Raw genomic sequence first — 20,588 nt, 5'->3', positions numbered from 1 at the left:
GGGAAGATTGCCCGCCTCCGGGCCCGCCGGGCCGAGCTCCTCGACGATCCGGGCGAACACCCGGCCGTGGGGTCCTGCGGTGCTCGCCGGAACAAGGGTGTCCGCCATGACGTCACCAGTCCGAGAACAGGTCGTGCATGATGAGCCACAGCACCACGAACAACGCCGCCTTCACGCAGTCCTTCAACCACTCCGGCACCGAGAAGCCTGGCTGCACCGGCGTGGCGCTGCGCTGAGGTTGAGGCTCGGCGGTAGAAGGCGTCGTGGTCGGGGCTGACCCGCCGGTGCCGGCCACACCGAGGGGCGGCGTGGCCGTGGGCGGCCAGCCGGTGCCGGCCATCCCGGGTGGGGTCTGCGGCGTCCGCTCCGACGGGTTGAAGGCGTCGTGCCCCGTTGCCTCGGCCCGGTGGCACCACGGACAGCTCGTCAGATGGGCCCCGTAAGCGTGCCTCGGCCGACGCGGGCAGATCGTGATCGCGCCCTCCTCGCGCGACTCCGCCAGGGCCGCCAGCCACTGTCGTGACGTCGGGCGCTGGGCCGTGTCCTCCAGTCCGGGTCCGAACGCCTGTCGGGCCAGCGTCAGAAGGGCCGGCGGCAGCACCGTCGGATCGAGCACTCCGCGCGGTTTGATCACCGATTCCGGCCGTACGACGAACGAGCGGCTGGCCTTGATGTTGTCGGAGATCTGTACGTCGTCCTCGCTGTCCCGGGGCACGCCGCCGAACGGGTGGTACCCGGCGGTCAGCACCTGGTAGACGAGTACGGCCAGCGCGAAGTCGTCGCTCGACGTGCTTCCGGGCGCGCCCAGCAGCCGTTCCGGGGCGGCGTAGTCGGGCGTGTGCAGGGTGGCCGGGAACGGCTCACCACGGTGGGTGAAGCCGATCGAGTCGCAGTCGAGGAACGTAGCGAACCCGCGCTGGTCGACGACGACGTTCTTCGCCGAGAAGTCGCCGACGACCAGGCTCTCGTGGTGCAGCCTGGCGGTCATGAACGCCAGGTTCCAGCAGATCCCGAGCAGGAACCGCCAGTCGGCCTCGGCCGGGAATCTGCGGAGCCGCTGTTCCCGGCTGAACAGCGCCATGAGCTGGATGTGTCCGGGCCCGGCGAAGCTCTTCATGCCGTAGCCGAGGAAACCGCCGTCCGTGCCCTGCACGATCCCCACCGGCCACGCCAGCTCGGGGGGTTGCCCACCGTCCACGGGGCGGTCGGCCAGCGGGTTCAGCGCCAGCATCCGCCGTACCCGGTGCTCCCGCGCGGCGTCGGGCTGGTGGTAGAGCTTCACCACCAGGCCGCCGTCGCCCTCGACCGGATGGACCGCCGCCTCCAGGCCCGAGCCCAGCGGCGGGGCCAGGAGCACCAGCGGCTGCCCGTCCAGAAATACTTTCCGTCCCGTCACGGCAGCTCCCCTCCCACCGGGCCGCCCGTCGTACGGACTGCCCGCACCAGCGTCTTGTCGTCGGCGTTGAGCGCCGTGAGCCGGTCCGACAGCAGCAGCGCCTCCAGCTCCCGCGCGTCGGCCCGAGGGCTAGGGCCCGGACGGTCCAGCGAGCGCAGCACCGAGGCGGCGAACGAGGGGTTGGCCCGCGGCACCGGGCCTCGTCCACCGGACAGTGCGGCCTGCGCCAGACCGTCGGTGGAGAGTATGACGCCGTCGACGTCGTCGTCCCGTACACAGTCGATCCGCACGCGCAGCGCGGCGTCCGCCGAGCTCAGAAAGGTGGTCTCATTGCCGTACTCGCCCGCCGCCTCGGGCTGCGGCAGCAGATGGAACTGCGGTTCACCGTTCTCCACACCGGCCCGCAACACCACGAAGCCGTCCCCCAGCGAGGTGTAACCCAGCCAGCCGGGACCCAGCACCACCACGGTGAGGGTGGTGGCGAAATCCGCCGGGCCGCCCCTGCGGCCTCGGGCGGCTGCGCCGTCCTCGGTGGACAGTGCCCAGGTGCCGTCGATGAACGCGTCCAGCACCTCCAGGAAGGCGTCCCGCAGCCGGGTGCGGAGGTCCTCGACGTCCCCCGGCGCGCTCGCCCGCTCGCCCAGCCGTGCCCCGAACACCGACGTGGCCAGCTGGATCGCCAGCTGTGCACCCTCCTGCGAACGCGGTCTGCTGCCCGCTCCGTCCGCCACCGCCAGGACCGGGATCCGGCTACCGGGAGGGCTGGCGTGCGACTGCCCCCAGGCGTCCTGGCATGGCATCCCCTGCTGGGCGTGCCGATATCCCTGGACGCTGACGCCGTGCACGCGCCACGCCCGGCTTTTGACCTGTCCGGTCTCCGTTGCCCCCGGCACCTCGATCGTCCTCACCCCTCGCCGCTCGTCGCCCGCCGCTCAGGCGTCCCAGGCGGAACGCTGCGTCTTGAACCGGTTGAACAACTGCTCGAAGGTCTCCTCCTCCGCACCCTGCTGTTCGGCGCTCGCGCTTGCCGACATGGTCTGCAGCAGGTCGCGGAACGGGAAACCCTTGAGCGTGGCGTGGTACTTGGGCGCCAGTTCGCGCAGCACCTGCTGGCCCCGGTCGCTGATTCCGCCGATGCCGAAGGCGTAGAAGCGGAAGCGCTTCGCGGCTTGTTCGGCGGCAAGCGTCGGGACGAGCCGGCGCCACGCGTCCGTGGCCATTCCGTGGCTGTCGGTCGGCAGACCGTCGGTCACCAGACAGATCTGCGGGCGGTAGTACTGGAGCCCGGAGCGGCGCAGTTCCGTCTTCCGCTCCGCCACCAGGCGCATCCCCGTCTCCACGGCCTCCGTCAACAGCGTGACCCCGGAGGCCGACAGCTGCGGCGACCGGAACTGGTGGGCGGACACGAAGGGGCTGATGGTGGCCCGTGGGTCGAGGAGATGCGGGCCCTGCCAGACCCCGATCCCCATGCCGCCGAAGGTCACCAGGGCGATCTCGACGCTGGAACTGAGCCCGACATCCTCCTGGATCTCGCGCCCCCAGAGGGCCAGCGCCTCGTTGAGCAGCCGGATCGGCTCGCCCGACATGGAGCTGGAGATGTCCAGGCACAGCAGCAGCGGCAGCCGCTGAGCGTTGTTGTCGAGCTCGATGTCCGCGTACGCGGCGGGCAGATCCTGCGGCGGTGTGGCCGGCGGGCCCGGGATGGTCGGGTTCATGGGAAGGGATCCCCTTGCTGTCGTGTCCGTGATGTGGTGCGTGTGTGTCCCTGCGCGCGGCGGCTCCGCGCGGCTCGGCCCGCAGCCGTCGGCCGAGTCAGGCGTGGGAATCGCGCGAGTCCGCGGGCGCGTACGCCAGGAGGGGTCCGGGCCGGTGGTCGGTGACGTCGACGGTCGCGTCGGGGTCCGGCGCGTCCAGGTGCGGCTCGGCCCAGCTCGCGCGGTACAACCAGCCGTCCAGTTCGACGTATCCCTGGGGGTGCAGGCTCGTGCGTACGGTTGCCGGGCGGACGGGGCCGTCCGGCACGGCGCGTGGGCCGGCCGTGGGTGCCTGCGGGTGGTCGTCGGGCCACGTCCGGTGTGGCGGATGCCGCGGCAGCACCGGCGGCGGTCCGGCGGTACGGGCGGTACGGGCGGTCCATGAGCCGGATTCGGGTTCGGCGGCGGGCCGGGGCCGGGTGCCACCGCCGGGTACGGCGACGAACGCGGGCCGGTACCTGGTCCGCAGGACCGCCCAGCCGAACACGGCCGTACCGGCGGCGAGCACTGTCAGCAACGTCTCGTCCACGCCGAAGCCAGTGCTTTCGCCTGAGGGGAAGGTGAGCCGGACAGGGTCGACGGCCGAGGTGTTCCTGAGCGCTGCCCGCTCGTCCAGGACCATGCGCGGATCGGCCTCCCCGGGGAGACCGGCCTCTTTCATCCGGACCTGCTGTTTCTTGAACTGGTCGAGGAGCCGGCACAGGCCTGCCCCGTCGCCATCACAGAGCTTCAGCTTACGGGCGGATCGCACGGCCCAAGAGGGAGGCGGGCCGATCGTGGCTTTCCGGTTGGCGGCCGCCGACCTCTGGCCCGCCGCCGTACCGCTCGCCCCGGGGAGGGCGGCGGCGCCCGGCGCCCGGGCACTCGCCGCGTACGAGGACTTCGGCCCACAGGCGGACGGCGCGGAACTGCCACCGGGACTGCGGCGCCTCTGCCTCGCCGTCGACATCGAGAAGTACAGCGCCCGCGACAACACCGACATGATCCGGCTGCAGCGGGTCCTGCTGCGGACGCTGCGCGCCGCATGCGCGCGCGCAGGCATCGTCTGGGACAGCTGCGGCCGACAGGCGCAGGGAGACGGCTATCTGCTCGTGTTCGAGCCCGGCATCGACGAGACCCGGGTCGTCCCGGACCTTCTGGACGGCCTCGCCTCCGCGCTGGCCGACGCCAATGCAGCGGCCTCGTATCCGCAGCGCGTCCGGATGCGGGCCGGTCTGCACCAGGGCATCGTCCACGAGGCGGACAGCGGCTACGCCGGGTCCGCCGTGGTCGCTCTGTTCCGGGTCCTCGACTCCGGCCCTGTACGCCGCGCCCTCGCCGCCGACCCTTCGACCCACCTGGTCGCCGCGTTCTCGGACGGGCTTTACCAGGACCTCGTCTCCCACGGATACAACGGTCTGGCCGCCACCGGATTCCGGCGGGCGGAGATCCACGTCGCGGCGAAGAGCTTCACCGGCGTGGCATGGATCCGCGCCCTGCCTGCCCCCCTGGACCAGGCACCGGCCCCGGGAGCGGAAGGCTGATGTCTGGCGCAGTTCCAGCCGCCCGGCGTCGCTGTGCCGCGTGCACGGAACAGGCATACAGAGCACGTCTTCCGCTCTCGGTGCGGGGGAGGAGGATACCTGCTCGGTGCAGGGCAGGCCGCAGTCGACGCACCGGCGGTCGTCATCGGCCGCGGGAGCCAAGCGCGTACGGCGGGGACAGGGTGATCGGCGCACGGCAGAACCTCTTTCGTCTTCAGGGCCGGGGAGCGTCGTACGCGCCCTGCGTTGCCGGGCGTTGACGGTTATGCGGGGGTGCCGCCGGTGGCTTCCCGGCGGTGCTGTTCGGCGAGTGCGCGAGCGTCCAGCGGTGATCGGGCCGTCATGCTCCAGCCGCAGGACCAGGACGCGACGGTAGAGCGCGGACAGGTCGACGGTGTCCAGCGGGGTGTGGGCCTGGAGCACGGCGGCGGCCCTCTCGTGTGCGGGTTCTCCCAAAGCGGACGCGTCAGCGGCGGCGGCCACGGTCGGCGAAGTGCCAGGTGAAGATGCACCTCGAGGTCATCGGTGCGTTGGGCAGCCGGGGCCAGGACGGAGCTGGTCCACGCCCGAAGGAACGCCTGGCAGTATCGGCTCACAGTGGCGCGGCATGTCCGGGGCGGTGGTGTTCAGTGACGACGCCCAGCTGGGCGCGCTGGCCTTGGGTGTCATCAGCGAGCACCACCTCCCTGAGGAGGGCGTCCACCCTGACCGTCGTACCCCTGACGGGATCTGCGGTCTGCGCCCAGGCGCAGCGGCTCTTTCGGCCACTGGACCGACCGTTCAGCATGAGCAGCGACCCCGACGGGCGCCCTCGCCGAGACCCCGCGGCGTGCCCGCCGGGCTCTCGGCGAGGGCGCCCGTCGTTGGCAAACGGGTGCACCGGAGGTGGCCATGGGCTGTTTCAATGCGGCGGGGGACCGATGGTCGGTGATGCCGGAATCGGTCGGCACCCCGCGAGAGAGGAACCGCACGATGGAACAGTCGGAGCTGGAGAGCAAGATTCATACGCGGGAGACAGGTCTGGCCGTTCAGGAAGCGTCCATGGCCGGGGCGCAGGTCACACAGGCGGCGGCGCAGGCGGGAATGACCGCGACGTTCACCGCGACGCAGACCGGGACGTGGGCCGTGATGGCCACCAGCAGTGTCGCATTGCTGGTCGGGATCTTCCTCGGCATGGCGATCGCCAAGGACTGACAGCCGGCCCCACCTTAACGGGAGCCGCTCGTCTGGCTGGGCCGCCCCCGTTTGACCCTGTGGTCCGGCGGGGGCGGCCTGGTGCGAGGCTGCCCGTGGTGCAGCAGAGGATTCAGCGTTCACCTCGCACGGTGAACGTTCCCCATGCGAGCGTGAGGGACGGCCGTGGCGGTCCTGCGATCAGTCGTTTGCGGCTCACAGACTTTCGTAAGAGGTGGAGCACCTCGATCCGGTCGTGTCATATGCCGCCCCGACTGTCATCTCGGCTGACCCACCAGGGGGAATCATCCGCTCTGCGGGTGTCAGCAATGGCCGGAAAGGCCGGTGACGGCCAGACTCGCCTCGAGCAGCGTGGCATCCCGCTGGACCGCCAGCTGCGCAACTGGCGAGAGCTGAACGTGGCTCCGATCGACCCGGACCGCTGCGATCCATACACCCGGTGCCGGATCATCACCAGACCCGCTTGATGGTGCCGCCCTTGCCCGCCGCGTCCCGGCCCTCGAACACCACCCGGCCGGACCGGTCTGCGGCGGGGCGGGCACCACGGCCCGCACCCGATCCGATCCAGTGAACTGGTCACCAACGCCATCCTGCACGCGCCGGGCCCCTGCGGGGCGGAGTGCTGGACGTCGGCAGTGCGCCGGGGCGCGGCACTCACCGGCTACCGCTTCACCCTCACCGTCCACGAGGCCGGCGAGCCGGAGGTGTCCCGGGTCGAATGGTCCGGCGTCTCCACCCCGGCCGGCGTCGGCGACGAGGAGGCCGTGGCCTTCTTCCACGGCCTCAGCGCGCTCCTGCGCACGGTCACCGATGCCTGACCGCATCGCCCCGCACGCCGGACGTCGAGAGGGTTGTGGGGAAAGTCAGTGACATCCGTCACGTGCCCGGTCCCTATCAACGTGCCGCGATAGTAGTGCCGCGTGGCCGACATAGGCGGATCTGGCATATGGAAGCGGGCATACGCGGCACCTTGGCCGGGGTCACCGGCCCGGGGCACCGGCCTCAAGCCGCCGGACCGTCTCTGCCGTCCTTCTGACGGAGTGTGAGGCGCCGTCGGCCTCCGGCGCGGCATGCCCGGCACAATCCCGGGCCGGATTCAAGGGTGCCCTCGCCTACTGAGCGAGGTAGTGGAAGCCCCCGTTGCCGTGCCCTCACGCGGCTTTTAACAATGACGGCCCGCAAGGCGTCCCCCCGCAGGTCGAGCGCAGTGTCTGTGCGAAACCGAGCCCCGCCGGAGGCGCAAGGAGAGTCGACCGAACGAGGTCCGCATGAGGAACCACCGGAAGCACCGCAGGAAGACGCGCCGCCGGCCCATAGCCGTCGCCGTCCTGGCGATGAGCGCGGTGGCGGTGCCGTCGGCCGCCATGGCGTGCATGGGCGACGGAGGAGCCGAAGCCATCACCGCCACGTCCAGCGGTCCCTGGACGGACGGGAGGAAGGCGTCCTGGAACGGACACCGGACGGACGGGAGGAAGACGTCCTGGGACGGGCACCGGGGGCGGGACATCCGGACCGCGAAGCCCACGGCGACGGCTTCGCCCTCGGCCTCGCCGACGACCTCTCCCGGGACTGCGGCGCCCGCCCCGGAGAAGCCCAAGGCGCCCGTCGCGAAGACGACCACCCCGCCCGCCCCGACGAGGACCACCGCCGCGCCGAAGCCGCCCGCCACCACGGCTCCCGCCGCCACCACGGCTCCCGCCGCCACCATGGCTCCCGCCGTCGGCACGGCGACCCCCGCCGTCGCCCGCGTGGTCGCCCTGGTCAACAGCGAGCGTGCCAAGGTCGGTTGCTCCCCGGTCACCCTGAACGCGAAGCTCTCGCAGGCCGCCCAGGCCCACAGCGCGGACATGGCGAGCCACAACACCATGTCACACACCGGCTCCGACGGGTCCGACCCGGGACAGCGGATCACGCGCGCGGGCTACCTCTGGAGCACCTACGGCGAGAACGTCGCGTACGGGTACTCCACGCCCGACCAGGTCATGGCGGGCTGGATGGCCAGCGCCGGTCACAAGCGCAACATCCTGGACTGCGGCTTCAAGGAGATCGGTGTGGGGGTGGCGCAGCCCGGCAACTACTGGACGCAGGTCTTCGGCACGGTCCGCTGACGCTCACGGGGCCCACGCCCGTCACGGCCCGCCGACCGTCACGCCGGCCGCGGCCGGCGTGGGTGCCGTTCTGTCCAGGGCGTAGGTGCTGCGCGAGTCCGGATCGCCAAAGAAGAAGTAGACGTGAGGGCCGTGATGGTGGGCACCCGAAGAAGCCCGGCCGGTCGGCAACAGCGCCTCAGGGAAGTCGTCCGTCGCGGCCGGCCTGCGTGAGCGGTTCGGGCACGGCCTGGCCCTGGTCGGCCAGGACAACCTCCGCCGCGCCGGGAGTGCGACCGGCCCGGTGCCACGCACATCGGCCTGAACGCCCGCTACGCCCTGGACGCCGGATTCCACGTCGTGGTCGAAGGCATACTCGTGTCGTAGCGGCGGCCCCTGCGGAAGGCGAAGTCGTCGACACCGAGGATCTCCACCTGGCCGATCTCCGGCTCGGGCAGAGACCTGACCGGCCGCAACAGCGTGTCCTTACCTACGGTGAGGCCGACCGCGGCCGCCAGTCGGGCTCCTGCCCGGCCGGCCAGGGCCAGCCCGATTCCGGTCAACACCCCGCGCAGCAGCGGGGTGTGCCGATTGTGCGGGGTTGTCGGTCCCGAAAGCTGTTCGGCGAACGTCACCGCCGAGCAGGCAGGGTTCTCGCAGCGGAAGCGACGCACGCATAACTCGATCACGACACCGAGCCCGCCACAGCGACATCACGCAGCCTGCGTACGTACCGACCGTGCACCCGGGCCGAGCTCTGACCGCACAGACAGGACCCAGTCGCCGCCCGCACCCGCGTTCTCAGCACTACTTGGTCCGGTCGCCTCTCCACCTCGTCGATCAGCAACGCGGACAGGTACGGAAACAGCTCGAGGAGCACATCACGAGAGCACGCGATGCATGATCGCGAACAGACGGAGCAACGTGCCCAGCCGTCCGGATCACGAGATCGTCGACAGAACCAAGATCCGCGACGGTGCCGTGGCGAACCGGCCGATCTATGTGGCCCTCACCGTCACCGTCGAGAGCCGGCGGGACATCCTGGGCCTGTGGGCAGGCGACGGCGGAGAGGGCGCCAAGCACTGGATGCACATCCTCACCGAGATCAAGAACCGCGGCGTGAACGACGTCCTCATGCTCGTCTGCGACGGCCTCAAGGGCCTGCCCGACGCGGTGGAGACCGTCTGGCCGCGCACTACCGTCCAGACCTGCGTGGTCCACCTGTTGCGGAACTCCTTTTGCTATGCCGCCCGCCAGGACTGGGACAAGATCACCAAGCTCCTCAAGCCCGTCTACACCGCTGCGACCGAGGAGGCCGCACTCGAGCGGTTCGGTCGACGACCCGAACCTGCCGGTACCTAAGCGGGGGTTACCGGTTGCGGGCTCACGGAGGACGTTGAGTAAGGCGTTGAGGAGGGATTCGGTGAAGGTGGTGCCGCGGTGGTCGATGCTGGCGCCGGGAGTCAGGGCTGCTAGGTAGGCGTCGCGGTCGGCGTCGGTCAGGTGGGCGAGGCACGCGGTGTGGCCGGGGACGTGGATGCCGCGGCAACCAACGGGGTTGGCAGCAGGGTCTGCACCGTGTGCGCAGTGCGGCCAGAACGGCGGTTCGGATGTGCTCATGGTGCGGCGGCTCCACGGTGTCAGGTGCCCGTATGGACGCCCTAGGGACGGGAACGGTTCACGCTCGACGGTGACGGGCAGCATCGGGGATCGGCCTCCCACCTTGCGCACATGCCGTACGTGCCTGAACAACCTGCAGATATCTGTCAGGCACAGTGCACTGAGGGACACATGCCTGTCGCCCGCACTGCGCAATCGCGGTGCTCGTGCCGGGCGGGGGTGTGTTCAGCCGATCCGTCCCCCGCGAGGCGCTGACCTTCCGTGGTCGGGCCTGTGTCCGTCCTGTCTGCCAGTTCTCCGCAGCGTGGGGGGCGACGCCTGGATGGCTGGCCACGTCCACGGCGAGGACGGCTGCAGGGGATGGGACGCCCAGCCGCGCTGACGCTGGGCACGGCTGGGCGGTCCAGATGCGCTCGATCACCGAGGTGCACGCCCCGCGTGGTGAGGGCACAGCCTTCCCTCAGTGCCGTCACCCTTGCACGGAAGACCTCATCCGGGCCGCGCGCCGGCTGCCCCATCGCTGCGAGTGGTAGACCACGGCACACGCCCCCCGTCATGCAAGGTGATGTGTCCCGCACTGTGCGAAACCGGTACGGTCACCGCATGTCTGGGGATCACAGCACAGAAGGCGCTGCTCGCACGGGAGTTGGCGTGGGCGTGGTCGGCGCCGAACTGCCGGCACAGAGCGGACCGCCGCTGACGGAGTTCGAGCTCTCGGTCGGCGAGCGCAAGATCCTCCAGTTCAAGAGGAAGCCCCAGATCACGGCGGTCGCCGAACTGGTGTGGAACGCCGTGGACGCCAACGCCACCGAGGGCGACGTCGAACTACGTCGCTCCAGCATGCAGGCGATCACTGAGGTCGTGGTGACCGACAACGGTCATGGCATGACACCCGGGCGGGCGCGCACCGCCTTCCAGGCGTACGGCACTACCTGGAAGACGACCAGGACGCATACCGAGGGTGGGGAGCGCATCCTGCACGGCCGCAACGGTGAAGGCCGTCTCTTCGCCTTCGCCCTGGGCGACCAGCTCACCTGGGAGTCCGCTGCCTGGGAGTCCAACGATTTTGGGGAGCTACGACCCGAGCCAGGGTGATGGCGGCGCCGCTGGCCTGACCGGCAATGTCGGCCTCCGTAGATCTATCGGCGTTGTGTGTCGTCGCGATCACGCCGGATCGTGCACGAGAGCGTACGGCTGCGGATGGAGACCGACGCCGGGTACGCGAGGCGGATCCCGGACGAGGTGACCTGGACGGACAAGGAGTGGCTCACTCCGCATCCCCGCGCGAGGGCTGCGTGAGTGCGAGGGGACAGACGCGGCAGGGAGGGCTGCGTGAAGGGACGCGCGCGACGCAACGGCGTGTGCGCCCGCCTCACGTCTGGTTCTCGAAGTGCTCCAGAAGCGTCCGCTGAAGCGACTGAAGCACGAGCGTGTGCTGTTTGAGCATCGCCAGCCGGTTCGCCGCGGTGGCGGCGTAGGACGCGTCCGCCCGCCTGTGCGTCGTCGCCGCGGTGAGGAGGTAGCCGTTGAGGGCATCCATGGCCGACGCCTCGTCGACGACCTGTCCCCTCCGCATCAGATAGCGGTCCAGGGACGTTTCGTCGTCGGCGATCACGTTCGCGATGACGGACGGCTGCCAGTCGTCCGCGTTGGTCAGCGAGTAATGCGTGTCGAACCCTATGGTGACCAGTTCACCTTCGGTGATCTCCACCTCGTACCGGCCTTCCTCATCGGTGTAGGCCCGGTCGATCAGAGACAGATCACCGCGGTAGACACTGACCTTGATCATGAAGATCGGCTTCTTGTCGTCGATCGCTCTCACATGCCCGAACATGAAAGTCTCCTCTCGGCGGGATCCCTGGGCCGGTCGATGCTCGTCGGAGCGCGAGAAAGCGTCATTCACCCACCCTTCCTCCAGTCTGTCCGCGCCCAACTCCCACCGCCACTCGGCATGTTCTTGCTGTGACGCGTCGCGGTCCTACGGGCCCCGCGCTCGGTGGCACCGGTTTCGAGGCTGAGGGACCATGGTGCTGTGGCTCCGAGCTCTCGACTCCGGGAGCGTCATCAACGGATGCCTCCCCTCCTTCGGTTTCGCGCGACACGGACAGGAGACGGAAAATGCCCAATCCACTGCTCAGACAGGGCGACACCGGCCCATTCGTCACTCGCCTGCAAGAAGACCTCAAGATCCATGGGTACGACGTCGGCCAAGTAGACGGAATATTCGGCCCCAAGACCGACGCCGCCGTTCGTCAATTCCAGTCCGATCAGGGCCTGGTCGTCGACGGAATCGTGGGACCGGCCACCTGGGAAGCGCTCGAAGGACCTGTTCCGACCGAGGCCGTCAGCTTCGACCTGTCCGATTTCCCATCACTCGCGCACATGTTCCGCTGCGCTGGCGACAAGGACGTGGACGGCTACGTGGCGGAGTTCGGGATCGATCTTTCATGAACATTTACCAGGATTCGGGCCAACCCATAGACATGACAACCCGACAGGCATTCGGCATCCGTCGCTGAACGCAGCCGAGAAGGAGCGCCACCATGGCATGCGAAGTGCAGAAGGTCGCAGTAGCCGTCGCTTTCGGAAACGCCGTCGCCTCGACGCCGGGGGTCGCGTTCGGCGCTGTCGCACCCCCCTTGGAACCGTTGATCGCCGCCAAGATGTGGCTTTCCTGGGTCGGCGTAGTGGTCGCTCTCGGATTCCTCAGCAAGTGCCTCGACGAGGCCGGCCGGCATCAGGATGCCGAAACGCTGAGGCAGGAGATCAACAAGCTGAAGAGCGAGATGGAGTCCATCAAGAACAGCGTTCCCCACTGAGGCGGCGTTCCCCACTCAGGCGACCTCGCCCTCGCCGAAGCGGCCATGAGCCGACCTTGATACCGGCTGGCCCTAGGGTGATACGAGGGGGCTGGGGGGGCTTGCCCTCGGGTCAGGCTTGAGGGTGATACGAGGGCGGCTGGGGGCTTGCCCTCGGGTCAGGGCCGCCCGGCCTCCGCCCGCCCGGCCTCCGCCAGAACGGTGAGGACCCTGCGGGTCTTGCTCTCCGGGAGGTCCGCGATGACGACCCCGCGCTCCTTCACCGTCTCGTCCAGCCTCCGCTGCTTGCGCTCGGCCCGCGCCTTCAACTCCTCGGCGCTCTCTCCCTCCTTGGGATTCACCCGGAGCGAGACCTCCAGGAACTCCAGGCCGGCGACCCTCCATGCCTCCAGATCGACCTTCAGGTCGTCGATCTCGACGTCGTCGGCCTTCGTGGAGAGGACCGGACCGAGCGCGACCAGCCCGTCGAGCCGGATGTCGGGTGCGCAGACATCCAGGAACTGGTCCTGCACCGCGTCGATCCGCGCTGCGGGATCGCCTCCGGGCTGGACGGCGCCCAACAGCGCGCCCTGGGGATGGTCGTGGACCAGCGAGGCGGCCAGCATCCGGCGGTCCGCCGACCAGTCCTCCTCGATCCGGAACGTGAACGGCGTGGCGTCGAAGGGGTTTTCGAAGCGGCCGATCAACTGCTCCCGGGTGGACGGCCGCAACTTCACGGTCAAGTCGTCCGGGCCGCTGCCGATCCTGAACCGTACGATCACACCCCCGTCCAGCAGGGGCACCCGGCCCTCGGCGACACCGGCCCGGTCCTCGGCGAACCAGATCCGGCGCGTCATCAGCGCACCGCCCGTTCCGCGGAGGGCCGAGAGCGCCGCTGCGACGTCGCCCTCGACATTGACCTTGATCTCGATCGGCAGCAGGTCCATGGCATCGCTCCCGCTCGCTTCCCAATGGGGCCATTCCATGGTATGCACACCGCCCTGCGAGCCGCAGCGCGACTCCCGAGCAGCGTGTGCCTGTTCAACTACGGTCGCCATGTCACCGGTTGCAGGCCCATGCCGGCAGGTGTGTTCTGGAATCGCGGGAGTTGACAGCCCGTGCCCGAAGCCCGCACCGAAAGGAACCTTCTCATGATGAGCACACGCCGTCCGGCGGGGGCACTCGCCGCTGTACTGATCACAGCGGCGGCCACCTCGGTCCTCTCCACCCCCGCGCATTCCGCGCCGCCGGAGGCGACGTCGAAGCCTCCGGCGCGAGCGCCGGTGACGTGCTTCGCCACCACGTGTGACGGCCTCGATCCCATCGCGACCCATTGCGTCGACGACGCCGTGACGATCGACGACGCTACGGTCGACGGTCGCATCATCCGCCTGCGGTACAGCGCGGAGTGCAGGGCCGCCTGGGCACAGCTCTGGTTCGGGAAGCCGGGCGACAAGGCGTGGGTGCGGGCCGAGGACGACGACGGCAACACCGTCGCCAAACGGATCATCACGGTCAGGCCGGGGGACGAGAACAGCGTGTACACGCTGATGGTGAACGACAAGGACCTCAGGGCCCACGCGTGTGCGGAGCTGCCTCCCGACTCCAACACCGCGTGCACGTTCTACTACTGATGCCGAGGCCTACCACTGATGCCGAGGCGGAGGCGCCGACGGCGATCGTGTTGCGGCCCGCCGCACCCGTGACATGCTGGAATTCGGAGACGTGAGCAGATCGACGCACGCCGTCGGCGCCGTCACCGCCTCGCCTCCTGAGGCCGGGCACAGAGCTGTGACGCGGGTGCGACGACCGCGAGTGAAGAGCCACGACGTCGACTCCTGAACCCCGAATCCATGAGCCCGGACCCCATAGGTTCTTCCGGCACGCACGGAGGTCCAGGAACTCGCTCCGGACGGTCAGAGCCTCCAGGGAAAAGACATGGCCGAGATCAGAATCGACAGCAGTGGTCTCACCTTCACCAAGTTCTCCGTCTCAGGGCACAGTCCGGATCTCGTGGACGGGGCGACGGCTCCGGCGGTGTAGCTCGACCCGGGCATCTACGGAATCGAGCAGACCCCCGGCCGGCCGGCGAGTTTCGAATTCCGTGTTACGCAGAAGGGCTTGGTGGACTTCGGCGCGGCCCACGACGCCTTCCTCGGAGGGCGCGGAACTTCCTCACTCGTGTGTGGCGGATCGCGGGCCGGTCGCGGACTTCGCCGGGGCTGGCCCAGTAGGCGTCCAGCAGGGCGCGGGCGGTCTGCTCGGGCCGTTGCCAGGCCCACCGGGTGCGCGCCATGTCGGTGCCCAGGCGGGCCTTGCGCTCGGCAGTCGGGAACTGCTCGGGCCGAAGGTTCTTCCCGGCGTCCAGGGCGGCGCCGGCGTCGCCGAGTGCCCAGTGCACGCCTGTGAAGGATTTGGTGATGCGGTTGTCGTTCGGATGATCTAGGGTCGCGCTGCTCTCAGGGGAGGGGATGGCGCATGGGGCGTATGGGCCGGTGGACTGTTGTGTGTGCGGCTGCGGTACTGGTGATGGCGGGGTGCGGGCAGCGCCAGGCGCAGTACGGCCCTGACTTCACCAGCGCCGAGGAACTGCCGGAAAAGCTCAGTACGAACGGCACCACCATTACGGTCGGTGATCCCGACGCGCCGGTGACAGTGCACCTGTATGAGGACCCCCGCTGCCCGTACTGCGAGGAGTTCGAGACCACCGGCGGCGGCCCGCAACTGCGAGAAGCGATGCTCGACCGCTGGGCCAGAGTCGAGTACACCCTGGCCTCCTTCCTGGACGACCGGGTCGGCGGCACCGGGCCGAAGAAGGCCGTCAACGCGCTGCGCGCCGCGCTGGAGGAAGGCAAATTCGTGGAGTACCACGAGGTGCTCTACGCCAACCAGCCCGATGAGAGCGTCGACGGCTACACCGACGCCTACCTGCTGGAACTGGCCGGCCAGGTGGAAGGCCTGCGCGGTTCGGAGTTCGACGCAGCCGTGAGATCCATGAAATACCGCTCCTTCGTGACTTCCTCTCAGAAGGCCTACGAGAAGGCCGGGGGAACGCAGGAGCCCGAAGGCCCCGGTACGCCCACCGCGGTGATCAACAGCAAGCGGATCCCGTCGGAGTACAACGCCCTGCTCCAGGAGAGCGACGCTTTCGCCGAACTGCTGCAGGAGATCCACGACGAGCCCGGAGAGTGGCAGGACACCAAACTCTGAACCACCGGGCCAGGCGCCGCAAGCACGGTCGAACCCGCCCCGCGCCCGGAGGGCGACGAGGCGCCAGCGGCGCTGGTGACCCACCACTGCCGCCGCATCAGCGCCTACCTCACCCGCGCAAAGCACCTGAAGACCCTGCACGGCGACAGCACGAAGCGGTGGGAGCGCCTGGCCCTGCACGCCCTAACCGACGCACTTGCCCACGACCTTCCTGGTGGGCACCCTCGCCGCTTCTGCAGCGCCAGGACCTCGACGCCGTCCTGCAGCCTCCTGGTTCGGGCGACCCCGTACGCCCGGCACACCGTCGCAGCCGTCGCAGGCTGGATCCCTTGCTCGCGCTCGGGCGTACGTGTGCTGCTCAGCCTGATGTCTCCCAGACGGTGATGAACAGGGCTTATTCGAGCAGGTCGGGCGATGCGCCGGACGGCCAGCTGTCGCCGGCGCTGTGGCTGTTCGGCGAGGACTGGCACATGACCAGGAGCGAACTCGGACGCGAGGCTCGATGAGGTACAGGGCCCCCCTAATCGTTAGGCCGTTTCCTTCGGATCATCTGATCGTTGCTACCTGACAGGTCGTGGAAGCGGGGCGGGCGGTGGCATCGATCACCGACAGGTGATCGACGCGATCGCGGTCTGGATGGACCTGCCGAGCACTTCGGCTCGTGGCCGATCGGTGCCGGGGGCGTCGTATTCAACGACCGAGCGGCAGGCTTGAAGGCGGTCTGTGTGCGGCCGGGCTAGGACACGGAGCTGAGGTCGTGCGGTGGCAGGGGGGTGATGGTGCGGCGCAGCCCTTCGGCGAGCCTCGCGCGGGAGTACACGACCTTGACGGCGTCGTGGTCGGTGACATCGCTCGTGTCGAGGACGGTGACGTCGATGACGGCGTTGATGTTCCATGGGGCGGTGTAGTGGCGGTCGATCCGCTGTTCACCGCCCTGGTGGGGCTTGCCGTGTCCGGCGGTGGCCCTCAGCGCGTCTGGCCGGCCCAGGGTGCGAGCGCCGTCAGTGCGCTGCACGAGCACGGTTCACGACAGGCCTACGCGGTACTCCACCGGCGCGTTCCCGGGCTGGGGGCCTTCCTTCTTCACCAAGTTCCTGTACTTCGTCGGCAAGACAGTCTTGCCGGCAACCGGCCTCCAGCCGTTCGTCCTCGACCATGTCCCGGTCAGACGCCTGCGGCAGATGGCCACTGCAGTGGTCCGGGCCAGCGGGCACGACCCGGACGGCTCCTATGTTGGGGCCGCCGTCGTGCTCAATGTTGGCAGTGATCACCGTGGTGACGGGTTCGCCGTATGTGTTGCGCGTCCTGGCCACGTGTTTTCCGTGAAGCGGGATGATCGGCACGGCACAAGAGTGCCGCTTGGGGGTTCTTTCATCGGCTTCTCAGGAGGCGTCGGAATCCTTTTTCCTTTCCTTCGCTCACGGATTTCACCGACCAGGAACGCCGGCCAGAGGAGGACCGTGACGATGTGAGTGCGCATCGCCTGGGCTCAGCATTCCGTGCTGCGTGGCCTGCAGTTGGTCGGTATGGACACCGTCATCCAATGCCGGCCCACCACCGAAGGAATTCTGATCGCCTAGTCCGCGGCTCCGAGCAGCAGCAGTGTGTGCGGCCACAGGCTGTCCAGGACAGTGGGGTCGTTCTTGAGCTTGGCGAACATGACCAGACCTTCGAGGTGGGCGACCACGGCTCGCGCGGTGGCCGTTGTGGCCCGTTCGCGGGGGACGGTTCCTTCGTCGGCGGCGTCATTGAGGGTGGCGGTGACGAGTGCGATCTGCTCGTCGAAGATCTCTTCCAGCCGGGCCCGCACGGCGGGCTCCTGCGTGGCCAGCTCCAGTGTGAGGTTGCCCAGAAGGCAACCGTCCACCGTTCCCGAAGTCTCCTTTTTCCGGTGTTGCACCTGCGCCGTGGTGTCCAGAAGTCGCTGCAGGCGGTCGAGGGCAGGGGCGGTGGAGGACAGCTCGGTGGTCCAGCAGCTGCGCTCGGCGTTCCAGTAGGCGTTGACGGCCTCGACCGTCAGTGCCTGCTTGGATTCGAAGAAGTGGTAGAAGCTGCCCTTCTTCACCTCCGCCTTGGCGCAGATCTCGGCGACGCCGAGGCTGCTGTAGCCGCGGCTCTGCATGAGTTCACCGGTGGCGTCGAGAAGGCGGTCGCGTGCCGTGCTGGTACGTCCCATGCGAGGAGTATACGTCCGGTCAACTATGATTCCGAGTGGGGTGGTGAGTAGTTGACCAACCGTCTAGTGTCGGATTCGTCGATCCGCGCACCAACGCAACACAGACAACCAAGGGGACACTCATGTCCATGCCACTTTCCGTCGTCATTGCTCACTACAGCGGCTACGGCCACACCAGACGCCAGGCCGCCGCCGTCGCGGCCGGCGTCGATTCGGTCCCCGGTGTGCGCGCCGACCTGCGGGACGTCGCCGCTCTGGACGACACCCTCTGGGAGGCTCTCGAGGGCGCTGACGCGATCATCTTCGGCTCACCCACCTACATGGGGTCCACCTCCGCCGTCTTCCAGCAGTTTGCCGAGGCCAGCGGCAAGGTGTGGGCCGAGCAGGGCTGGCAGGGCAAGCTCGCGGCCGGTTTCACCAACTCCGCCGGCATCAACGGCAACAAGGACAACGCCCTGCTCTCCCTTGTCGTCCTCGCCGCGCAGCACGGTATGACCTGGGTCCCGCTCGGCCTGCTGCCCGGCTGGGCCTACACCTCCACCGGCAGCCCGGACGATCTCAACCGTCTTGGCGGTTTCGTCGGTGCCATGGCCCAGTCCTCCTCCGACCTCGGCCCCGAGCACGCCCCCACCGACTCGGACCTGCGCACCGCCCACCACCTCGGCGCCCGCGTCGCCCGCAGCGCGCTCCAGTTCGCCCACGGCCGCGAGGCCGCCGCCCCGGCGGTGACCGCGTGAGCGGCCCCGGCCGGCTCGGCGACCTGCTGGGCATCGACCACCCCATCGTCCAGGGCCCCTTCGGCGGCGGACTCTCCTCCGTGGCCCTCGCCGCCGCGGTCAGTGACGGCGGTGGCCTCGGCTCCTACGGCGCGCACATCCTCACCCCCGACGCGATCACCGGGCTCGTCACCGAACTGAAGGCCGCCACGACCCGGCCGTTCGCCGTGAACCTCTGGGTGCCGCTGGAGGGCGAGCGCTCCGCACTGCCGGACAACGCCGCGTTCACCGCCCACACCGAGCGGCTCCGCTCCTACTACGACGAACTCGGCGTCGCCGCCCCCGCCTACGAGGACGTCGAAGCCCTGCCTGCCTTCGACGACCAGATCGACGCGCTCCTCGCCGCCGCGCCGCCTGTCATCAGCTTCGTCATGGGCATCCCGCCCCGCCGCGTCGTCGACGAGGCACGCGGCCGGGGCATCGCCCTGATCGGTACGGCGACAACAGTGGACGAGGCCGTCGCCCTCGAGGACGCGGGCCTCGACGCGATCGTGGCCTCGGGCAGCGACGCGGGCGGGCACCGAGGGGCGTTCCTGGCGCCCGTACGGGAATCGCTGGTCGGCACCTTCTCGCTGGTGCCGCAGATCGCCGACGCCGTCACCGCGCCCGTCATCGCCGCGGGCGGCATCGCCGACGGCCGCGGCATCCGGGCCGCCCTCACCCTCGGCGCCGACGCCGTGCAGATCGGCACCGCGTTCCTCGCCACACGGGAATCCGGCGCGAGCGACACCCACAAGCGCCGGCTCGGAACCCCGGCGGCACGTACGACCGTCCTCACCCGACTCTTCTCCGGCCGCACCGCCCGCGGCATACCCAACAGGTTCGTGCACGAGATGGCGGCGTACGAGGACGCCGTGCCCCCCTACCCCGTCCAGAACGCCCTGATGCAGCCCATCCGCCGGGCCGCCGCCGCCCAGGGAAGGTCGGAGTACACGAATCTGTGGGCCGGACAGGCCGCGGCGCTGGCCGACGAGGGCCTGGCGGCAGGGGAGTACCTGGCCCACTTGGTCAAGGAACTCCCACGCCAGGAGGTTCCCTTCGGATCACGTGGCACCCACTGAACGCAGCCCACGTGGTGAGCGCGCCACGCGACCATGATCGAGTGCCGATGCTATGTCGCCAGCACTCGATCACGGCGTCGGCGCTACGCAATCTACTAGGGTCCGTCTGCAAAGATCATCGGTGGTGGATCATGGTGGCGTGATACGTCGCCATGAACTCACCGATCAGGAATGGGAGTTACTCGCTCCTCTCATACCGCGTCATACCGCGGGCCGCGACCGGCCGTCCGCGCGTGGAGGATCGGCAGGTCATCAACGCAATGGGGCGTCGCCCGGCTGCAACGCATAAGCAGCACCTGCGGCGCCTGCCGCAGGATGCGGCCTTGCCGCTCGGTGCCCCCATGCGCCCCTGATCACTTGCTCGACAGCCGGAGAACGGACCACGTCTCGCACCGGACACCGCCAGAGTCGAAGGTGATCTCCAGCGCGAGTCGCCCACTGTCCGGATCCCCTTCTTCGACGACTGCCAGGACCGTCTCTCCGAGGTGTCTGGCGAAAGGCGTCTCCGCCGGATCTGCCGGTCCGACCCGGGGACGCCATCACCAGGCAGGTGTGGTCGCAAATCATCCCTGGCCGGCGACGAGCCGTCTCCCGGACATGAAGATCACGTGCCATGGCTGGAGTGCTGCCTCTTCTGCGCCCTGCCCGTGCCCTCGACCCGTGTCAGGTCGTGTCGAGGCGGCGTCGATCAGCGGCGAGCCGAACAGGGGTGGGCGAGTGCCCGTTGCACGGGGTCGGCGTGCGTCCTCACCACTTGTGCCGACGCCCCCTGCCCGGTCAGGGAGGCACTGTCCGTGTTTCCCTGACCGGGGCTGCCTTGGTTCCATACGGTGTGACGCATGTCGGACAGTGGCGGGTGAACTTCAGAGCGTCATCTTGTCCAGGAGCCAGGTCATCACGGCGCGGGCGGCGCCACTGATGGCGGCGTGGAGCCCAGTGGCGGCCAGAGCGCACCAGATGCGTCGAGGCCGGCGAGGTGCGGGCATTGTCGTC

At 69.2% G+C, this 20,588-nt stretch carries 24 protein-coding genes and 3 pseudogenes; 15 read left to right on the top strand and 12 right to left on the bottom strand.

Translation table 11 applies throughout. From position 1 onward, the window contains the following. Positions 1 to 112 precede the first annotated feature (112 nt). The 4 genes from BM536_RS05210 to BM536_RS05195 all read right to left on the bottom strand — a co-directional run bounded on the left by BM536_RS05210 (position 113) and on the right by BM536_RS05195 (position 3,901). A complete protein-coding gene (locus tag BM536_RS05210; protein ID WP_107439549.1) occupies positions 113 to 1,396 on the bottom strand; it encodes a hypothetical protein in 1,284 nt (427 codons plus the stop codon). Beyond that, positions 1,393 to 2,289, bottom strand: a complete 897-nt coding sequence (locus BM536_RS05205) for a PP2C family serine/threonine-protein phosphatase (protein WP_245873267.1) — start codon at positions 2,287 to 2,289, stop codon at positions 1,393 to 1,395. Before BM536_RS05205 ends, BM536_RS05210 begins: the two co-directional genes overlap by 4 nt. A 39-nt stretch (positions 2,290 to 2,328) precedes the next feature. Further along, positions 2,329 to 3,111 (bottom strand): vWA domain-containing protein, encoded by a 783-nt coding sequence (locus tag BM536_RS05200; RefSeq protein ID WP_073494360.1) that lies wholly within the window; start codon positions 3,109 to 3,111, stop codon positions 2,329 to 2,331. Positions 3,112 to 3,208: 97 nt separating this feature from the next. Beyond that, entirely contained in the window at positions 3,209 to 3,901 is a 693-nt protein-coding gene (locus tag BM536_RS05195) for a hypothetical protein (protein ID WP_073494362.1), read from the bottom strand. A gap of 25 nt (positions 3,902 to 3,926) precedes the next feature. Here BM536_RS05195 and BM536_RS05190 point away from each other — a divergent pair, with 25 nt between their 5' ends. Together BM536_RS05190 and BM536_RS05185 are read left to right on the top strand one after the other, a co-directional pair. Continuing rightward, positions 3,927 to 4,673, top strand: a complete 747-nt coding sequence (locus BM536_RS05190) for a hypothetical protein (RefSeq protein WP_143650794.1) — start codon at positions 3,927 to 3,929, stop codon at positions 4,671 to 4,673. A gap of 972 nt (positions 4,674 to 5,645) precedes the next feature. Continuing rightward, positions 5,646 to 5,867, top strand: coding sequence for a hypothetical protein (locus BM536_RS05185; RefSeq protein WP_073494366.1), 222 nt, complete (start codon positions 5,646 to 5,648; stop codon positions 5,865 to 5,867). A 450-nt stretch (positions 5,868 to 6,317) separates the two neighbouring features. Here BM536_RS05185 and BM536_RS44725 read toward each other — a convergent pair whose 3' ends face one another. After that, a complete protein-coding gene (locus tag BM536_RS44725; RefSeq protein WP_073494376.1) occupies positions 6,318 to 6,377 on the bottom strand; it encodes a hypothetical protein in 60 nt (19 codons plus the stop codon). 125 nt (positions 6,378 to 6,502) lie between these two features. On the opposite strand from BM536_RS44725, the gene BM536_RS05180 reads away from it, so the two are divergent. The 3 genes and pseudogenes from BM536_RS05180 to BM536_RS42350 form a co-directional block, all read left to right on the top strand. Then, complete coding sequence (locus BM536_RS05180; RefSeq protein ID WP_073494368.1) at positions 6,503 to 6,685, top strand: hypothetical protein; 183 nt, start codon at positions 6,503 to 6,505, stop codon at positions 6,683 to 6,685. 450 nt (positions 6,686 to 7,135) lie between these two features. Continuing rightward, entirely contained in the window at positions 7,136 to 7,975 is an 840-nt protein-coding gene (locus BM536_RS05175) for a CAP domain-containing protein (protein WP_094102584.1), read from the top strand. Positions 7,976 to 8,110: 135 nt separating this feature from the next. Then, positions 8,111 to 8,332, top strand: a pseudogene (locus BM536_RS42350) (P-loop NTPase family protein); the annotation flags it as partial. Here BM536_RS42350 and BM536_RS40200 read toward each other — a convergent pair. Further along, positions 8,287 to 8,643, bottom strand: a complete 357-nt coding sequence (locus BM536_RS40200) for a hypothetical protein (protein WP_211362823.1) — start codon at positions 8,641 to 8,643, stop codon at positions 8,287 to 8,289. The pseudogene BM536_RS42350 and the gene BM536_RS40200 overlap by 46 nt on opposite strands. A 274-nt stretch (positions 8,644 to 8,917) precedes the next feature. Between BM536_RS40200 and BM536_RS05165 the strand changes: the two are divergent. The 3 genes and pseudogenes from BM536_RS05165 to BM536_RS40705 all read left to right on the top strand — a co-directional run. Further along, positions 8,918 to 9,286: pseudogene (locus BM536_RS05165) on the top strand (transposase); the annotation flags it as partial. A 939-nt stretch (positions 9,287 to 10,225) separates the two neighbouring features. Then, positions 10,226 to 10,669, top strand: a complete 444-nt coding sequence (locus tag BM536_RS05155; RefSeq protein WP_245873266.1) for an ATP-binding protein — start codon at positions 10,226 to 10,228, stop codon at positions 10,667 to 10,669. 57 nt (positions 10,670 to 10,726) lie between these two features. Beyond that, positions 10,727 to 10,873 (top strand): hypothetical protein, encoded by a 147-nt coding sequence (locus tag BM536_RS40705; protein ID WP_158086494.1) that lies wholly within the window; start codon positions 10,727 to 10,729, stop codon positions 10,871 to 10,873. Positions 10,874 to 10,946: 73 nt separating this feature from the next. On the opposite strand, the gene BM536_RS05150 is transcribed toward BM536_RS40705, so the two are convergent. Beyond that, entirely contained in the window at positions 10,947 to 11,408 is a 462-nt protein-coding gene (locus tag BM536_RS05150) for a hypothetical protein (RefSeq protein ID WP_073491783.1), read from the bottom strand. Between the two features lie 284 nt (positions 11,409 to 11,692). On the opposite strand from BM536_RS05150, the gene BM536_RS05145 reads away from it, so the two are divergent. Both BM536_RS05145 and BM536_RS05140 read left to right on the top strand, forming a co-directional pair. Further along, the gene (locus BM536_RS05145) at positions 11,693 to 12,025 is read left to right on the top strand and encodes a peptidoglycan-binding domain-containing protein (RefSeq protein ID WP_073491784.1); all 333 of its coding nucleotides are present in this window, start codon (positions 11,693 to 11,695) and stop codon (positions 12,023 to 12,025) included. A gap of 92 nt (positions 12,026 to 12,117) precedes the next feature. Further along, positions 12,118 to 12,393: a hypothetical protein gene (locus tag BM536_RS05140; protein ID WP_143650790.1), complete on the top strand. Its 276-nt coding sequence runs from the start codon at positions 12,118 to 12,120 to the stop codon at positions 12,391 to 12,393. 158 nt (positions 12,394 to 12,551) lie between these two features. Here the strand turns inward: BM536_RS05140 and BM536_RS05135 are convergent, their stop codons facing one another. Continuing rightward, the gene (locus tag BM536_RS05135) at positions 12,552 to 13,319 is read right to left on the bottom strand and encodes a hypothetical protein (protein ID WP_073491786.1); all 768 of its coding nucleotides are present in this window, start codon (positions 13,317 to 13,319) and stop codon (positions 12,552 to 12,554) included. A 204-nt stretch (positions 13,320 to 13,523) separates the two neighbouring features. Here BM536_RS05135 and BM536_RS05130 point away from each other — a divergent pair, with 204 nt between their 5' ends. Then, positions 13,524 to 14,006, top strand: coding sequence for a YjfA family protein (locus tag BM536_RS05130; protein WP_094102583.1), 483 nt, complete (start codon positions 13,524 to 13,526; stop codon positions 14,004 to 14,006). A 473-nt stretch (positions 14,007 to 14,479) separates the two neighbouring features. On the opposite strand, the pseudogene BM536_RS05125 reads toward BM536_RS05130, so the two are convergent. Beyond that, positions 14,480 to 14,776: pseudogene (locus BM536_RS05125) on the bottom strand (transcriptional regulator); the annotation flags it as partial. A 125-nt stretch (positions 14,777 to 14,901) separates the two neighbouring features. On the opposite strand from BM536_RS05125, the gene BM536_RS05120 reads away from it, so the two are divergent. Next, positions 14,902 to 15,582: a DsbA family protein gene (locus BM536_RS05120; RefSeq protein WP_245873265.1), complete on the top strand. Its 681-nt coding sequence runs from the start codon at positions 14,902 to 14,904 to the stop codon at positions 15,580 to 15,582. Positions 15,583 to 16,318: 736 nt separating this feature from the next. Here BM536_RS05120 and BM536_RS05115 read toward each other — a convergent pair. Next, positions 16,319 to 16,597: a hypothetical protein gene (locus tag BM536_RS05115; protein ID WP_143650788.1), complete on the bottom strand. Its 279-nt coding sequence runs from the start codon at positions 16,595 to 16,597 to the stop codon at positions 16,319 to 16,321. Here BM536_RS05115 and BM536_RS44720 point away from each other — a divergent pair. Beyond that, entirely contained in the window at positions 16,542 to 17,054 is a 513-nt protein-coding gene (locus BM536_RS44720) for an 8-oxoguanine DNA glycosylase OGG fold protein (RefSeq protein ID WP_425444604.1), read from the top strand. The genes BM536_RS05115 and BM536_RS44720 overlap by 56 nt on opposite strands. A gap of 104 nt (positions 17,055 to 17,158) precedes the next feature. Here BM536_RS44720 and BM536_RS05110 read toward each other — a convergent pair whose 3' ends face one another. Next, positions 17,159 to 17,758, bottom strand: coding sequence for a TetR/AcrR family transcriptional regulator (locus tag BM536_RS05110; RefSeq protein WP_073491789.1), 600 nt, complete (start codon positions 17,756 to 17,758; stop codon positions 17,159 to 17,161). Positions 17,759 to 17,880: 122 nt separating this feature from the next. Between BM536_RS05110 and BM536_RS05105 the strand changes: the two genes are divergently transcribed. Both BM536_RS05105 and BM536_RS05100 read left to right on the top strand, forming a co-directional pair. Beyond that, on the top strand, positions 17,881 to 18,495 hold the full coding sequence (locus BM536_RS05105; protein WP_094102582.1) for a flavodoxin family protein: 615 nt from the start codon (positions 17,881 to 17,883) through the stop codon (positions 18,493 to 18,495). Further along, a complete protein-coding gene (locus tag BM536_RS05100; protein WP_094102581.1) occupies positions 18,492 to 19,595 on the top strand; it encodes an NAD(P)H-dependent flavin oxidoreductase in 1,104 nt (367 codons plus the stop codon). The genes BM536_RS05105 and BM536_RS05100 overlap by 4 nt, the downstream gene beginning before the upstream one ends. 863 nt (positions 19,596 to 20,458) lie before the next feature. Here the strand turns inward: BM536_RS05100 and BM536_RS43855 are convergent. Beyond that, on the bottom strand, positions 20,459 to 20,581 hold the full coding sequence (locus BM536_RS43855; protein WP_281258537.1) for a hypothetical protein: 123 nt from the start codon (positions 20,579 to 20,581) through the stop codon (positions 20,459 to 20,461). Positions 20,582 to 20,588 lie beyond the last annotated feature (7 nt).

The sequence above is a fragment of the Streptomyces phaeoluteigriseus genome (genome assembly GCF_001896135.2).
In the GTDB taxonomy this organism is placed as follows: Bacteria; Actinomycetota; Actinomycetes; order Streptomycetales; family Streptomycetaceae; genus Streptomyces; species Streptomyces phaeoluteigriseus.
This window is presented reverse-complemented; position numbering and strand designations above follow the sequence as displayed.